At 44.1% G+C, this 16,796-nt stretch carries 12 protein-coding genes; 3 read left to right on the plus strand and 9 right to left on the minus strand.

From position 1 onward, the window contains the following. Positions 1–5 precede the first annotated feature (5 nt). The 3 genes from FNC98_RS12970 to FNC98_RS12980 all read left to right on the plus strand — a co-directional run bounded on the left by FNC98_RS12970 (position 6) and on the right by FNC98_RS12980 (position 4,244). Positions 6–1,820 (plus strand): cation:proton antiporter, encoded by a 1,815-nt coding sequence (locus tag FNC98_RS12970; protein ID WP_221932888.1) that lies wholly within the window; start codon positions 6–8, stop codon positions 1,818–1,820. Positions 1,821–1,944: 124 nt separating this feature from the next. After that, positions 1,945–3,771 (plus strand): SLC13 family permease, encoded by a 1,827-nt coding sequence (locus tag FNC98_RS12975; RefSeq protein WP_143581639.1) that lies wholly within the window; start codon positions 1,945–1,947, stop codon positions 3,769–3,771. Positions 3,772–3,782: 11 nt separating this feature from the next. Next, on the plus strand, positions 3,783–4,244 hold the full coding sequence (locus FNC98_RS12980; RefSeq protein WP_185967968.1) for an MgtC/SapB family protein: 462 nt from the start codon (positions 3,783–3,785) through the stop codon (positions 4,242–4,244). Between the two features lie 36 nt (positions 4,245–4,280). Here FNC98_RS12980 and FNC98_RS12985 read toward each other — a convergent pair whose 3' ends face one another. The 9 genes from FNC98_RS12985 to FNC98_RS13025 form a co-directional block, all read right to left on the minus strand. Then, positions 4,281–6,095: an ABC transporter ATP-binding protein/permease gene (locus FNC98_RS12985; protein WP_143581640.1), complete on the minus strand. Its 1,815-nt coding sequence runs from the start codon at positions 6,093–6,095 to the stop codon at positions 4,281–4,283. 258 nt (positions 6,096–6,353) lie between these two features. Further along, the gene (locus tag FNC98_RS12990; protein WP_143581641.1) at positions 6,354–7,397 is read right to left on the minus strand and encodes a hypothetical protein; all 1,044 of its coding nucleotides are present in this window, start codon (positions 7,395–7,397) and stop codon (positions 6,354–6,356) included. A 145-nt stretch (positions 7,398–7,542) separates the two neighbouring features. Further along, positions 7,543–8,112: a hypothetical protein gene (locus tag FNC98_RS12995; RefSeq protein ID WP_143581642.1), complete on the minus strand. Its 570-nt coding sequence runs from the start codon at positions 8,110–8,112 to the stop codon at positions 7,543–7,545. Positions 8,113–8,141: 29 nt separating this feature from the next. Next, complete coding sequence (locus FNC98_RS13000) at positions 8,142–10,655, minus strand: glycoside hydrolase family 2 TIM barrel-domain containing protein (protein ID WP_143581643.1); 2,514 nt, start codon at positions 10,653–10,655, stop codon at positions 8,142–8,144. Positions 10,656–10,836: 181 nt separating this feature from the next. Beyond that, positions 10,837–11,163, minus strand: coding sequence for a hypothetical protein (locus tag FNC98_RS13005; protein ID WP_143581644.1), 327 nt, complete (start codon positions 11,161–11,163; stop codon positions 10,837–10,839). 339 nt (positions 11,164–11,502) lie between these two features. After that, on the minus strand, positions 11,503–12,156 hold the full coding sequence (locus FNC98_RS13010; RefSeq protein WP_143581645.1) for a class I SAM-dependent methyltransferase: 654 nt from the start codon (positions 12,154–12,156) through the stop codon (positions 11,503–11,505). 179 nt (positions 12,157–12,335) lie between these two features. After that, on the minus strand, positions 12,336–13,502 hold the full coding sequence (locus FNC98_RS13015) for an alkane 1-monooxygenase (protein ID WP_143581646.1): 1,167 nt from the start codon (positions 13,500–13,502) through the stop codon (positions 12,336–12,338). A 291-nt stretch (positions 13,503–13,793) separates the two neighbouring features. Continuing rightward, positions 13,794–14,249: a hypothetical protein gene (locus FNC98_RS13020; RefSeq protein ID WP_143581647.1), complete on the minus strand. Its 456-nt coding sequence runs from the start codon at positions 14,247–14,249 to the stop codon at positions 13,794–13,796. Positions 14,250–14,554: 305 nt separating this feature from the next. Next, positions 14,555–16,375, minus strand: a complete 1,821-nt coding sequence (locus FNC98_RS13025) for an amidohydrolase (RefSeq protein WP_260680358.1) — start codon at positions 16,373–16,375, stop codon at positions 14,555–14,557. Positions 16,376–16,796 lie beyond the last annotated feature (421 nt).

Raw genomic sequence — 16,796 nt, forward strand, 5'->3', positions numbered from 1 at the left:
TTCGAATGGACAATATGATTCCTGACTTACTCATATTAGGTTTGATAGGGTTACTCGGTTTTCTTTGTCAATGGCTAGCATGGCGGGTGAGTTTACCCGCCATATTATTTCTATTGCTCACTGGCATACTCATTGGTCCGACTTTCGAGCTATTGGATGTTAACGAATTGTTCGGTGACCTGTTATTTCCATTTATCTCATTGAGTGTTGCCATAATCCTTTTTGAGGGAAGCCTGACATTAAAGTTGCAAGAACTAAGAGATATCGGCAAAAGCGTGAGGAATATGGTTTCCTACGGCGCTCTTATCAATGCCACGATTACTACAGTAGCAACCCATTACGTGATAGGGCTCAGCTGGTCTTTGTCTGCGTTGTTTGGCGCCATTATGGTGGTTACCGGCCCTACGGTGATCATGCCGATGCTTCGCTCGGTCAAACCGAACGCCAGAATAAGTAAAGCATTACGCTGGGAAGGTATTGTTATTGATCCACTCGGCGCTTTACTGGCGGTTCTGGTATTTGAATGGATCGTTGCTCAACAAACCAGTGCTAGCCTGACTCACGTCGCACTGATATTTACTCAAACCATCTTACTTGGGATTGTATTGGGCGTCATTTGTGGGCATTGCTTTGGATTACTGTTAAGGAAGCACTGGATCCCAGACTATCTGCAAAATTATGCGGCTATCGCCTTTGTCGGTTCCGCATTCGCACTATCAAATACGTTAATGCATGAGTCTGGCTTACTTACGGTTACCATCATGGGGATATGGCTTTCGAACATGAAAGACGTGCACATTCGCGATATCCTCAACTTCAAAGAATCATTAACCATTATTCTTGTATCGGCATTATTCATCATTCTTGCTGCTCGCATAAATTTTGACACACTTTTGCAACTCGGCTGGGGTGCGGTAATTATCTTACTGGTGATGCAATTTATCGCTCGGCCGCTGAAAGTATTTGTCTCTACAGTCGGTTCGGGATTTAGCCTACCTGAAAGAACGTTACTCGCCTGGATTGGGCCTCGCGGCATTATAGCCGCGGCGGTATCCGCAGTTTTTGCATTGCGCCTGGAAGAGCTGCAGCTTGAAAATGCTGAACTGATTGTCCCTCTCGCGTTCAGCGTGATCATCGGAACTGTGGTTATACAAAGCGCGACAGCAAGAACGTTTGCCAGATTTTTAAAAGTTAGCGAGCCAGATACAGAAGGCTACCTGATTATCGGCGCCAATCCGGTTGCCATTTCCATTGCCACAGCACTAGAAAATGCCGGGGTAAAAACCCTACTTTGCGATACCCAATGGGAAAATATTTCTGAGGCAAGAATGAATGGTTTAACCACCTATTATGGAAACCCTCTTTCTCAGCATGCTGATATTTATATGGAGCTGTCAGGCCTCGGTGGTATGCTTGGCCTCTCTCCCTATCATAGTCAGAATACTGCTGCGGCCTTAAGATTCAAAGAAGACTTTGGTATCCGACAAGTATTTACTCTCGCATCCGCAGAAGATGAAAAACGAAATGCGAAGCATCGAGCCAGTGGCTTCTACAAAGGTCAGGTATTGTTCGCAGAAAACATTGGATATCGTGATTTAAGTCGAATGATTCGAGGAGAATATCAAATTAAAACCACGCAATTGACTCAGACTTACCAATATTCGGATTGGCTAGATACCCACGACCCAGAGCACTCTATTCTTCTTTTTGCATTAGATGAGCAGAAGAAAATACACTTTGTCACCGTAGGCTCTTCTCTTTCTCCTGAAGCAGGCTGGTCGCTGTTCACGTTGAAAGCTATCAATCAGGATGAGAAATGATATTAAGGAATAGCAAAGGAAAAATGTCAGCAAGTAAACAAAGTATTGTTGCAAGGAGCACTATAATGAAAACCATAATTTCACTTTTTTGTCCCTGAAAAACTTAAAAACAATAGATGACATCATGCCCATTTTAAATGCTCATAGTATTGCCATTCTGATATTAATTGTCATTGCCCTCGTTTTGTTTGCTCAGGACCGAATCCGCCTTGAAACATCAAGCCTGTTTATTCTTATTCTGCTTGTTCTCGGCTTTCAGATTTACCCTTACAACATGGCAACAGGACAAGTCTTCAGTCCAACACAATTTTTTATGGGGTTTGGTCATGAAGCCTTATTGACGATTTGTGCTCTGATGATGCTGGGGCGGGGAATTGAAATTAGCGGTGCATTAAAACCTTTAACCTCGTTAATGGCGAAATACTGGGGAAAATATCCAGCTTTGAGCCTGGCATTGACCCTAGTTGTTGGCGCATTGCTTAGCGGTTTTCTTAATAATACACCGATTGTTGTCATGTTGCTTCCAGTGCTAATTGGTGTTGCCCTAAGCAACAAAACCTCTCCCTCAAAAATATTAATGCCCGTCGGCCTGGCAACCTTAATAGGTGGCACCGCCACGACCATAGGAACCTCCACCAACCTGTTGATTGTCTCCGTTGCTGAGGACTTGGGAGCGCATGAATTTACCATGTTCGATTTCGCCCTGCCGGTATTACTCGTTGGCGGTATTGGTTTGTTGTATCTGGTATTTATTGCCCCAAAGATCTTACCGGTTCGCGATGTCCCGCTTCAGCATAAAGAAAGCCGAGTATTTAAAGCATCAATGATGATATCCAACGAAAGTCTGCTTCATGAAAAAACCTTAGGGGAAGCGTTGCAAAGCACCGACTACAAAATGCAAGTATCGAGAATTGTTCGAGGTGACAATCAACTCATTAAGTTACCAACCATCACCCTAAGGGAAGGTGACGGCTTAATCATAAGCGGAACCGCTGAGCAACTGCTTGATTACAGCCAGCAATTTAAGGCAGATTTGTACAGTCTCAATGATAAAACACACCCGATAACCCGAGACAATCCTTTTGATGATGACGACCAGGTTTTAGCTGAAATTCTGGTAACTGAAGGCTCTTTATTGGCTAATAAGACTCTAAATGAGACAAGGTTTTCAAGCCTTCATGAATTGGTAGTATTGGCGCTGCATCGATTGAATAAACCCCAACAACTCGATAGTTCAATTAGCGAGGTTGAATTGCATCGAGGTGACATTCTTCTGGTTCAGGGGCGCGAAGATAACCTGCAGAAGCTCAAAGAAAACACTCGCTTACTGGTATTAGATAACACCATCAATGTCCCAGCCTCTAACAAGGCACCTATTGCCATTTTCATCATGGTCGCGGTAATCGCAATCGCCGCCCTGCAATTATTACCAATATCGATCAGTGCCCTTTGCGGGGTAGGAGTCATGTTAATGACTCGTTGCTTAAACTGGCGCGAAATCAGCCATGCGTTAAACCCATCGATTATCATGATCATTGTTGTTTCTTTAGCTTTGGGTAAAGCCATGCAAATCACCGGTGCTGACCAATATCTAGGTCATCAATTTATCGAAGTCATGCATGGTTCTCCACCCTTTGTCATCCTCGGAGCATTAATATTTTTAATGTCATTTCTGACCAATGTAGTGTCAAATACCGCGGCGGCGGTGATTGGTACACCAGTTGCCATCAATATCGCATATGAGCTTGGCGTGCCCTCAGAAGCGTTTATTCTGGCCGTATTGTTTGGCGTTAATATGAGCTATGCGACGCCAATCGGTTATCAGACAAATCTATTAATTTTTAGTGCTGGTGGTTATAAATTTTCCGATTTTCTTAAGGTCGGGATCCCATTAACCATCATTATGGGATTAGGTTTCACGTTATTTTTATCCCTTTATTATCACGTGTAACGGCAATCAATATGTTGAATTTTGATATCGACTGGCCAATCATCATAGACCACAGTTTCAGTCTGGGCATGGCATTTTTATTAGCTCTACCGATTGCAATTAACCGCGAAACCGAAACTCGAAGTGCAGGACTTAGGACGTTCCCCATCGTCAGCGTATCTGCTTGCGGTTTTATTCTCATTGCTTCTCACGTATTCAGCGATGTAAATGCTCAGGCACGGGTAATACAGGGTGTTATCACCGGGATAGGCTTTATCGGTGGCGGGGCAATTTTAAAAAGTGACGCACAGGTAACGGGACTGGCAACAGCTGCTAGCATATGGACAACAGGAGCGATCGGCATTGCTGTCGCCTGGCATCGATATGAGATAGCAATTGTGTTATCACTTGTCACGTTTCTAACATTGCGACTTGGCACTACAGCCAAAAAAGCAATCCCGCAAGAAGATGATAACTCGCAATCAAATAAATGATGTAGATAGAGTCAATCAGCGAGTAACAGAATTAGGCTACTTTTCATGACTAGCGCGAAACTGAAGACGAACTAACCGCTGATAAAGCGCACAGGATTGCATCAAAGATTGATGATTACCACTATCTACCACAGCGCCATTATCCATTACCGCAATTTTATCGGCATGTAGAATCGTTGAAAGGCGATGGGCAATGATAAGCGTGGTTCGATTCTGCATCAGCTGTTCTAAAGCCTGTTGTACATGATGCTCACTTTCACTATCTAATGCACTGGTCGCTTCATCCAGCAACAAGATATCAGGGTCTTTTAAAATTGCTCTGGCAATCGCTATGCGTTGTCTCTGGCCACCAGACAGACGCACACCTCGCTCACCAAGAAAACTCTGATAGCCTTCGGGTAGCTTGATAATAAACTCATGGGCATGTGCCTTTTTCGCAGCTTCCATAACTTCTTCGTCAGTGGCATCAGGGCGACCGTAACGAATGTTATGCATCACATCTGAGCTAAATAATGCCGGTTGTTGCGGCACTAAAGCCATTTTTGCACGCAGGGCTTTAGGATCCAGATTACGGATATCAACATCATCAAGGCTGATACTGCCATGCTGAGGATCGTAAAAACGTTGCAGCAATTCAAAAATAGTCGTTTTACCCGCCCCTGACGGACCAACAAGGGCAAGCACTTTACCTTGCTCAGCAGTTAGCGTTAATTCGCTTATCGCCGATTGGTCTGGTCGCGATGGGTAGTTAAAAGACACATCATCAAAGGTAACAACCGGTTTTAATGGCGCAGCATCAACCAGTGAATCCTGGGGTGGCAAAATGTGATTATCGACTTTTAAGATTTCAATTAATCGCTCCGTGGCACCCGCCGCTCTTTGCAACTCACCAATAACTTCCGAAATCGTTGCCAGACTCGATGCGACCAAAATCGCGTAAAAAACAAAGGCACCGAGATCGCCACCGCTCATTTTACCGGAAATGACATCACTGCCACCAACCCAAAGCATGCCACTGATAGCGCCAAACACAATAACGATAACGCCGGCAATCAAGGTTGCCCGCTGCGTTACCCGGCGGCGACCGATATCAAATGCCTTTTCTACCTCTTCGGAGAATGCATTTTTTTCCTGCTCCTCGCGGGTATAACTCTGTACGGTTTTAATATGTTCAATCGCTTCCCCGGCATAGCTACCGACATCCGCCATGGAATCCTGACTCTTTCTCGAAAGTTTCCTGACTTTGCGCCCATAAAACAGAATAGGCACCAGCACAAAAGGTACCGAAGCCAGCACCACCAGAGTTAATTTAATATTGGTGGCGAACAACATAATCATTGCGCCAACACACATCAAAGCACTGCGCAATGCCATCGAAAACGAAGAGCCAATAATGCTCTGCAATAAGGTGGTATCTGTGGTGATCCGCGACATAATATCGCCACTGCCACTGGTTTCAAAATAACTCGGGTGTAAGGTGATAACGTGATTAAAAACCGCTCGGCGGATGTCGGCACTAACCCGTTCGCCGAGCCAGGACACCAGATAAAACCGGGTAAATGTACCGATGGCAATTAACACTGTGATACCGAGAATAAATAATACCGCAGATTGCAACTCGGCCATCGATTGCTGCGCAAATCCCTGGTCGATAAGCATGCGCACTCCTTGTCCCACCGACAGCATCACCCCGGCGGTAAAGATTAATGCTACCATTGCGGCAATCAAGCGTCCGCTATAGGGACGTACAAATTGTACCAATTCAAACAAAATGCTTAAGCGTTTACTGACTTTTTGTTTTTGTTGTTCAGGCTCTGCTGAGGCATTTTCGACGACGGGTCGTGATGACATGCTTAGTTCCACGGGAGTTTATACCTACCCTTTAGATGAGGGCAGGATTTAAAAATTAAAGGATTACCAAGGGTTTATTATGGGATGGGTGAACCCAGACCGACAAATAAATGGACTCAAATGTCAGAATTCGGCTAAATAAAATAGGAAATTGCACAACTAAATTATGCTCTAAATTGTGAAAACTTAGAATGCGAGCCTACCTTGAGCAATCAAGGCAGACTCGAATATAATCATCGAATGGATTTGCAGTTATAGTCATTTAACTTGTGAATACATAGTACCAGCGTAGCTGCCACGAATTACCCGTTTCCATTCACGAAGTTCTGATACCTGTTTTACATCTTCCAATTGGTAAAGTTCTGGATTCGTCGATGAGATATTGATGTCATAGGCAAGCATATCAAACACTTCCTTTAAACCTTCTTTAACGGCTTGTTGATAAAAGGCGCCCTCATCATCAAGCCACATCGATGTCTGGTGATGCACATACTCTTCAATATTGTAAACATGAGGATCATTTACAGCCTTCAATGCGCGCTTGCGTTTAGTGCGAAACTCCAGACGTCCGCGATCATCTGTTGGCTCTTTCTCTTTCGCGTACTTTTTCTCAATGTCGGCCAAACGTTGTTTAACTTGCGCTTCCGTCGGTTCTAAATCAAGGTGGGCGATCGATGCCGAGGTGTAGTTAAAGTCATTACGATACACAAGCTGATGGTCTGCACGTCGTTTCTTCTCATCAGTTATCCCATCTTTGACCATTTTATAGTTAGCACGATAAATAGCCGCAAATAAAGAGACATTCAATTCGCGCTTTGAAGCGGACAAGGAAAGTTTAGGTAGCAGCACCATGAAATGTTTGCCTTCTTCAACAAGCAAGGATTCTGGACCACGCTTTGGCCATTTACCCACTGCGCGTCGTTCCAGCTTCGCGTCCTGAAGTTGAGGATAGTTGGCGCTGAGCGTCTCAAACTGCTGCGAGTATAACTCTGCCTTATCTTCTTCAGATAATACCAATTGCAGTTTCTCAATGGTCGGCGCCGCACCATTGCGATGATCGGCAGCAATCGATGCATTGATCATGTCACCAGCGAGACCATAGGCTAACCCCATATGATACATTGATGCCTGTTGTGGACTAGTAGTTTTTAACTCTAAGCCTTCAACCGTATCAATAACCATATCAACTTTAGTTGGTTGATTAGTCGTCAGGTCGGTTTGCACCCGAAAAGGTTCGGTTGTCTGACACGCTGTGACGAAAAATACCGCACATAGCGCCAATAAATTTTTGTTATTTAACATGGTTTTATACTTATTATTTTCATTAACAGAGCAAATAAACTAGCGTGATAACAAGCTAGTTGCAACCATAATTCTCATCGCAGACACGGGTTCTGGCTCTTAACAAAGGTAAGCACTTGCCAACTTTTCCCACTGCAATATCAACTTAATTCTTGGTAGCGTTTTGAGCTTGTTGTTCCCATAGAGCAGAAAATTGTTCCGCTTGCTGGTCTCTAATCGCTAAACATTTGGCAAACATGCTAGTCGTTTTCGGGCGTCGACAGGCTTTTTCAGGTTGATAATACTTGAGCCAAGCCACTTGTTTTTCACCAGTAAATTTGCCGCGAATCACCAGAGACTGATTACCAAGTTGATCCGCATTTTTGGTTTTAGTTATCGCCGCAGATGATCGAGGTTTGCCTGACGGCTTGGTGCGAATTTTAATTTTTTCATCGCTGACACTTCTTTGAATGCTTTGCTTAAAGTGCTCGTTGTTATCGGTGCGTGATTGGTAGCCCAGACATAAACGAATTTTCTCTTTTAAATTTCGTTCTTTATTTCTTAAATATTCACCTCGAGGCTCTCGATAACCAGCACGCATTTCCGCTCTGATCTCAGCCAGAGCCTGGAAATGCGATTTGCAATTTGAATTCGCCAAAGCATGGTTGCTAACCAAAGCGCTCAAGCAAACGATTAGGCTAAATACATAAACCACCACTTGATTCCATATGGTCATAATAGGTCCTTTATTTGATTGAATTAAATCTAATGTAACTTAAGGCGCTGCGATTTAAGGTCTTTACCCTTGATGGTAACCAAAGCCTCGCCGGTGCCTATTCGCTTAACAATAAACAGGCCCCTGCCCTGATGCGTGTTTAGAGTATCAGACTGATAACTCGCAAGCGTGGCACTATTACCATTATCACTGGCAACCATCTGTAAATTCGCAGACAGTTCTAAGGTTACTTCCTGCTCAGCATGTGAAACCGGGTTGCCTTTATCATCCAGCAACTGTATTTCGATATGGGCAACTCGGTTGTTATCCTGAGCAAGTTCGCTGATATCTGTGCTCGCTGAGATAATCTTCGGGCTACCTGCCGTAGCAACATTATCAATGGCTTCACAGTTATTATCTCCACTTACACTCAGCGTGCCAGCGGAAAAAGGCACCAGCCATTTATAGGCCTTATCAGGAAAGTCCAACAATCGTTTCTTACCTAAAGATTTCCCATTCAAACGTAAATCCAGGGTTGGGCAGTTGGACAGCACTTCAACGATAACCGGTTCATTGTCTTGATAATTCCAATGTCGATTTACGTCATACCAGCCCCAGACCCGACGCCGCCAACCACCTTCGCGCTTGTCGATGAATTCACCATTTTTCCCCATGGTATAACTAGACGCATCAAGACTTTGGGTGGTGATATGAGCGTGAGGCTTATCCTGCCATAGGGTTTTGTATAGATGGAACGCAGGCTTTGCAAAACCTGCAGTATCCAGCATGCCAGCGTCGATATTTTTCCCAGGCCAGCGATCGTGGGCTTCTCCCAGATAGTCAATGCCAGTCCATAGGAACGTGCCAGCGATAAATGGTCTCTCCTCAATGGCTTTCCACTCATGCCATTGCACCACGTTTTCGGTGCCCATGATCATTTTATCCGGGTAGCGTTGATGACCATAATCATAAATCACCCGGCGATAGCTATAACCAATGATATCCAGTGCATCGGTGTAACCAGAAACATGGCTCACCGATGGTAGTATCAGGTTCGCCGTGACAGGTCTCGAATCATCAACCTCTTTAACCCACTTGGACAATTTTTTTGCCGTATCCGCAAGCACATATTCGCCTGCTGGTTGTTCAAAGAAACGCTTCTTTATTTCATCCGCTTCGATGAAAGGCGGATTGTAAAAATAATTCCCCTTGGCATTCATATCGAAATACCCCGAAGCCTGCTTGTATCTCGGATAGGTCCATTCGATTTCATTGCCGATGCTCCACATGATAATGGAGACACGGTTCCTGTCCCGCAACACCGCGTTCTTTAAATCTATCTCAGCATTTTCCTGAAAATAGTCCGCATAGCCGCGACTAATTAAATCATCATGTCGCTCCCATTGGTTCAGGCGCTTATCTTTTGGGTTATCCCATTCATCAAAGATTTCGCCCTGAACTAAAAAGCCCATTTCATCGGTTAGTTCCAAAAACCGTTCAGACATTGGATTATGGGCGGTTCGAATCGCATTGACGCCCGCTTCTTTAAGCTTGGCAAAGCGGCGGCGCCAGACATCATCCGCCACCGCAACCCCGACAGCACCAGCGTCATGATGTAAATTTACCCCTTTAATCTTGAGGTTTTTACCATTTAGCCAGAAACCAGAATCAGCGTTAAATTGCAGAGAGCGAAAACCAACGGCTTGTGACTGCTGATCGACGAGTTTATCGTCGACATAGATTTGTGTGGTTAATTGATAACGATGCGGTGTATCCGGAGACCATAATTGCGGTTCAACTACCGCGAGGTTAAACGACTCTCTCACTGACGCCTTAGCCGACAAACTGATATCACGTTTCGCAGTTGCGACAACCTTACCCTGTTGGTCAGAAAGTTTGGCTCGTAATTCAAATGTCTTGTCACTATTAAAATCGTTTTGAACATCAATATTAACTTCAGCATGTGCCCATTGTGCGCCAACTTTTGGTGTCAAAAACTGCACCCCCCAAATCGGTATGTGAAGTTTATCTTTGGTGATCAACTTTACGTCACGATAGATACCAGAGCCTGTGTACCAACGGCTGTCGATATAACGCCTTCTGTCCACACGAATGGCAAGTACATTTTCCTGCCCAGTTGGCTGTAGGTATTTACTGATTTCGATATAAAACGGCGTGTAACCGTTAATCATGCCGCCGATTCGTTCGCCATTCAGGAAAATTTCCGAGTGGTTATAAATACCATCAAAGTACAGGAACTGTTTTTCCTTATCTGAATCGATTTGCGTCTTGAAAGATTTTCGGTACCAACCAATACCACCCGGCAAATACGCGGTAGCGCCATTTAGCTCCTTTGAAAAAGGCTGCAATATACTCCAGTCATGGGGAAGTGTAAGTATTTGCCAGGATTTATCATCCAGATCATTTGTACTAAATTTCGGATTATCATCGAGAATAAAACGCCAGTTATCATTAAAATCACTTGCATGAGCACGAACAAAGCTACCCACGAAAAGTAAGATAAAAGCAATAAAAACAGAAGGTTTTCGAATTTCAAAAGACATCACAGGTTATCACGGCTTATAAATTATTGTTGATTGTCAACAATACCATGATAAAAATAAATTGCGAGGAATAACGCGAAAGTGGTGTTTGAGTGAATTTTGTTATGTACAAAGAAAACAGGCTAGCTCATTAGAGCCAGCCTGTCTTGGGAAGTCTTAAATCTACAAGGACTAAATCTAATTAGTTCGCCCAGTATTCGCTGCGATAAGAAAGGCGCTTAGCCTCAACTCTGGTTAAACAAGCGCGAAGAGGGTTCTTGTTTAACTCGCTGACGGCAACACTGCGCTCGGTACCTTGTAAAAAGGTATCACCTTGGGCTACGTCTACACGACACTTCACTTCATTACCACTTGTCGTTTTTACAACTTTGACCTGATCAAATGAGGTTAAAAGGCGTGCATAAGGACCGAATTTTCCTTTATCAGTAAATTTACTATAAGAAATTTCCGCATTTGCTGTTGATGATAAAACCAATGTTAAAAGTGTAAGTGCTAAACCGTATTTCATAGTCATTCCCGTTATGTATTCTTAAAAAGTTAAGTAAAAGCTCTAACTGATGACTATTCTAGAGTATAGACTCTACATTTGCACGCACTTTTGTAATAAACTTACAAAATACGGCAATTTATGGCTGAAATTTTCTTGTTTATATAATTAAACTCAATAAAAACATCTCAAAAGTGTAATTTTACAACAAATTAGTTTAAATATTTGACCAGCTAACACAAATACTCGGGTTAGTGATTGCGGCCGCCCTAAAATTAGCCAATAAAAAAAGCGCCCTAGGCGCTTTTTGTGAGTAATGCGATGAACTCAAATTTAAGCTTATTAATATCGGAGATCTTGTTACTTTTTAACCGCTGCAAATACTGCAACCAATCCAACAAGGTTAATCTCAACATCAACGAAATGTCTTTCCAACGCTAGTTTCAGCTCAGAAAAACTATCCTGAGCATTATCGAAAATGCCTTTACGATTGTAGAACCCCATTAATTTTCTCGCGCCCCAGTTCGGCTCGATACCATTACCTAAAATCGTGCTTCCGAAAACCTTTCCACCTGAGTTAAGCAATGGCGCCAGATGTTCGAACATTTGAGTTTTATGGCTCATCGGCCCGGGTAAACAATGCAGTAGATAATTAATACTGATGGAATCAAAGGTTTTCTCAACACCTTCTATTGGTTGCAGAATGTCTTTTTGATAAAGCTTAGGTGCTAAATGTTGTACTCGAGCCGCGGCAGCTTCTATGCTACTAGTGTTCAAGTCCATTAACGCCAGTTTTGTGTCGCTTGCTAAACACTTTTCAAGAAAGTACCCGGTTCCAACACCTACGTCTAAATGGTTCTTCGATGCGTGTGCGGCAAAATGCTGTTCCAAGATAGGCGTTGGACAACACCACAGATAAGAATTTGATATCTCTAATACCCACCAATCGTAAAGTTTAAGGGTGAAGTTTGAATAAACCGCCTGACCCGCGTGAGTAGATTTTACCTCTTCCATGAATACCTCTGAGAAAACCTGGTGAATATGATAAATCGCAGGTTGTTTTAAAACTAAAGCTCAATAATAAAACAAAACTCATTACAAAACAGCTTGATAAATGAGTTAGAGCTTTAGAACTCAGGTTTAATTGACCGCTCTGCCGTCTGCCGAAATCATTCTCCGTATCTTTTACTCGATTACCGCACCTGATTTTGGAATCCCTTGATACCGCTGACAGCATTCGCTTTGGCAGCAAGCTCCAGCTCTTCATCGGTCGCGTAAGTTTCGTCCCAGGCCAGGACTTTCGGTGTCATGAGTTTGTGCCACAACGGCGGGATCATCGCTACGATAATCGTGGTGAGATAGCCACCTACCATCATCGGCGCATCGGCATAGGGTTTTAAATTATGATAAGGCACCTGCCCCTGGGCATGATGGTGGGAATGCCGGGTCAAGTTAAAGGTGGTCCAGCTGCTCAAGCGACGATTGGTGTTCCAGGAGTGATGGGGTTGCACCCGGGTCTTTGCAGCCCGCACCAACCCGTAATGTTCCATGTAATTGACGATTTCCAACAGAGCTTTACCCCAAAATGCACAGGCAAGAAAATACAAGGCTGCAGTTATACCGCCCATGGCAAAAGCGATTAAGGTTAAACCGACACTCATTAGATGTCCGCGTATTACTCTGTTGTTCAGTGAGTAAAGCGCTTTTTGACGCCTTTCTAATCGATGCTTTTCAATCTGCCAGGCACTGATATTACCTTTGATGGTGGATATCAGAATATGCGCATAGACATTGCGACCTCTAGGCGCCGTTGCCGGATCTTCTTCAGTGGCTACATAACGATGATGACCATGAACATGCTCAATAGAAAATACCGTATCGAAACTGAAAGCCAGCAAGCATCGTCCAATGATACCTGAGGCTTTGCTGCGGGTGCGGTGGACAAGCTCATGGGCGGTGATGGTTCCGAGCAAACCTATCATCAAGCCGGTCAGTACCAGGCCAGAAATATGATTACCTAAGCTAGTCGCCTGTTTTGCTGCAACCACATCATAACCACTGATACTGCTAAGCCAGGCGCCAAAGCCTAAAGTGTCGTTAGCGCTGACACTCCATACCGAAGCAAACACTAATATGGCTAACAAAGGCAATGCTAGCCAAAGCTGCACCGTCAGTATCATCGGCTTTTCGATTTTCGGCGTACTAATGTCATCGCCAGATATGGCATCACCAAACACATAAAATACCACGACAACCAATAATCCCAGACTAATCCAATTGCCTCCGGCAAGAATGGAGATAAGAGAAAACAAGCCGACGACATGTATCAGCGAAAATTTCAGATAGTGAAAAAGCTTCACCGTGTTACCCGGTTCCGTTTGTTGAATAACCCTCAGATATTAAGCATACGCGTTAGTGAATTTAATAAGCAAGTTTTGCTTTTGAAGCACACCTATATCGCATAATCAAGATTCCTCCTACATGCGTTTTAGCGACTGAAAGTCCCAGTTCGTAGAGATACATTAATACTTCAGTGCGAGCTTTAACAAAGTTAAAGTAGATAAAGCGATGTTTCTCTACGGCAAGGTTACTCTCAAAACGGCAAGGTTACTTTGAAAGGTTTACACGTCATCAGGCTAAAGCCAAAACCTTTAATCCTCCGCTTCAGCGGTATAATGGATAATCGCTGAAACATGGTTTTCAACAACCGTAAAGGTTACCTTATCGCCCACTTTAAAATCATGGCCATGAACCAGACAGTTGTATTCAACGCCATTGGCATCTTTAAGTATCAGGCGATCGACAACCTCACCATATTTTTCATTGGCGATATCCTGACCGATAAACGCCCCTGAGGTTCCCAAAATCGTGCTAGTGCTGCCACCACCAATTTGTCCTCCAACTAAAGCACCAAGAAATGATGCGCCAAACTGTTTCCCTAACGAAGCGTCCTTTTTAACTTCTCGGATATTGGTAACGACTCCACTATGCCTGACAATGCTTGGCGCATCATCAAGTTGATCGGTTGGTATTTCTTTCTCAGATGATGCACACCCCAATACAAATAAGCCCAGAACTACTATTAATGGAAAGCGGATAAGTCTCATCAGAATCTCCCTCTGCTACTTCTTGATTAAATAACATTCTAGAGGATACGGCAGAATTCCCCGGTCGTTTCAATAGCGTCAATAATGAGCATATAGATTAAAACTAAGTTTAGCATCGTCAGCCTGAGAGGGAGCAAAGGCTTATGAGTGTATTGTATTTGAAAAGGTCGCAATTAATCCTCAAAGTAAAAAACCTAGCAATTGCTAGGTTTTTATCTGTTAACGCCTGAGTCCTATTCGCGCTCTCCGCTAGATGCTAAAAAACAAGGCTACAACAAATTACAGCCAAGTATGTAGATAGGGTTTCACTCATTTTTCACAGTACTTAACGCATCATCTAAAGCGTGCAGAAAGTGATGGGCGACAACCGGATCACTGGAGAATGGAGAGAAATCCATATAAGTGATGTTCTCTTCGTTATCGGCCTGGTAGACAACCATGTCCTCTTTTATGGTTTTCAGTACCTTTAATTCGGCCAGGGTTTCTGGCTTCACGGCCGTGGGATCATCGGAGAGCACGACAAAATCCGCGAGCTTTCCGACCTCAATCGAGCCTTTATCCTCTTCTTCAAAGTGCTGCCATGCTGGCCATATGGTCATCGCTTTTAAAGCAGTTGTGACATCAACCCTTTGCTCAGGGCCTAAGACATAGCCAGAGCGAGTTACCCGATTAACCGTCGCCGATAGCACTCGCATACTATTGGGAAATGCGACCGGCGCATCGTGGTGAGTACCGAACATTAATCCGCGCTCACGAATCCAGCCGGTTGGTGATATATTTTCAGCATTTTCCGGACCTACGGTATGTTCGCGATGCCAATCACCCCAGTAAAACGTGTGCATTGGAAATACCGATTGGAAGACACCTAGTTTCATAAAACTGTCTACCTGATCTTCCCGTTGAAACTGACCATGAACCAAAACCGGACGATTACCCGGATCGCCATATTTCTCCTGCGCAGACTTAAATGCGGCAATAAGCATATCCGATGCGCCTTCGCCATTGGAGTGAACGATAATCTGAAAGCCTCTCTCAAAACACCAGTTTACCGCATCTTGAAGTTGCTCTTCGGTAATCGCCGAGTAACCTTTGTACCCTTCCGGATAATCTCCAACAGGGTCGTAATAAGGGCGGTCTCTTAAGGCAGTAAACCCTTGTGGCGATCCATCAATGGTCAGTTTACAACCACCTACCCTTACCTTGTTTACATAATCTTGTGACATATTCGCTTCGATATAATCCCGGGATTCCAAAACATCGGGAAAGGCAACCACATCAATGGGCAATTTTCCAATAGCGCTGACTTTTTTTAGCGCTTCAACACTGCCCCCGGAAGAGCGTCCGTCCTGTCCAGTGGTATACCCAAAACTAGCCCACATCTTACTTCCCGCTTCAGCAAATGCTACTAACCCTTCTTCGCCAAGCTGACTCAATAGCGGCGCCAATACTGAGAAAAATGCATATTCCTCTAACACACCGTTGGGCTCGCCGTTTTCATCTCGCTGGATCACTCCGCCTGGAGGCGCTTTACTGGATTTATTGATACCTGCCAGTTCCAGAGCTTTCGAGTTTGCAACCCCGATATGGCCAGATTGATGGACAATGAGTACTGGAATCTCCTTGGATACTTTATCAAGCTCATCGCGGGTGGGGTGACGCACTTCCTTAAGCTGCGCATTGTCGTACCCAAATCCAATTATCATTTTCGACGCCGTCACGGCATCGCCGTTATCTTCAGCCCATTTTTTCAGGGTGTTCTGCAAACTGGCGATATCGGCAACCTCGCCATCAGGCGGCGACAAAAGGTTTGCGGATAATGCCTGCAGGCCACCAAACACCACATGCCCGTGGCTATCGACAAAACCTGGAATTAGCGTCCGTCCCTCAAGGTCAACTTCCTTAGTGTTAGCACTCTTGTAATCTGAAACATCAGCCATCGAGCCGACAGCGAGAATTCGGCCATTTTTGACGGCGACCGCCTCAGCGATTGGCTGGTCGTCATTCATAGTTAGAATGGTGCCGCCCGAATAAATGGTTTGTGCCGATACCGACGCTTTACCACGATTTTCTGAACAGGACGTTATAAGCAATAGAAATGAAATTACGAGAATAATGTGTTTATTCAAAATGGACCACCTAACGGATTAAAGTAGAAGAGAGCTTCGACAGATTGAATCAAGCGGCTTAACTAATAATGCTAGCTTTAATGGGATAAATATCCAGTTATGCGAGCCACTGCTCTGTTTCGATAAGTGGTTTAATCTAAACACTATTATCAGGTTATAGCCGCTGCATTGAACATAAATTCTGTTAACTAGATTCACAGGCAAGCGCCCTGTTCTAGCTATAAAAATTGAGATGTCGATATTGTGACAGGAGCATTTAGTTGATCTGCTCTGAGGTTATAAGGCGCTGGGGGTTTATGGCGTTGGGGCTTTAAGGCGTTGCCGAGAGATTAAGAAAGCAACTTTTCAAACCCCAGAATCAAAAAAACCTAGCATACGCTAGGTTTTGTTTCTTCTTATCGGATGGGTGATAAGAAGAGAA

This window comes from Thalassotalea sp. PS06 (assembly GCF_007197775.1).
In the GTDB taxonomy this organism is placed as follows: Bacteria; Pseudomonadota; Gammaproteobacteria; order Enterobacterales; family Alteromonadaceae; genus Thalassotalea_A.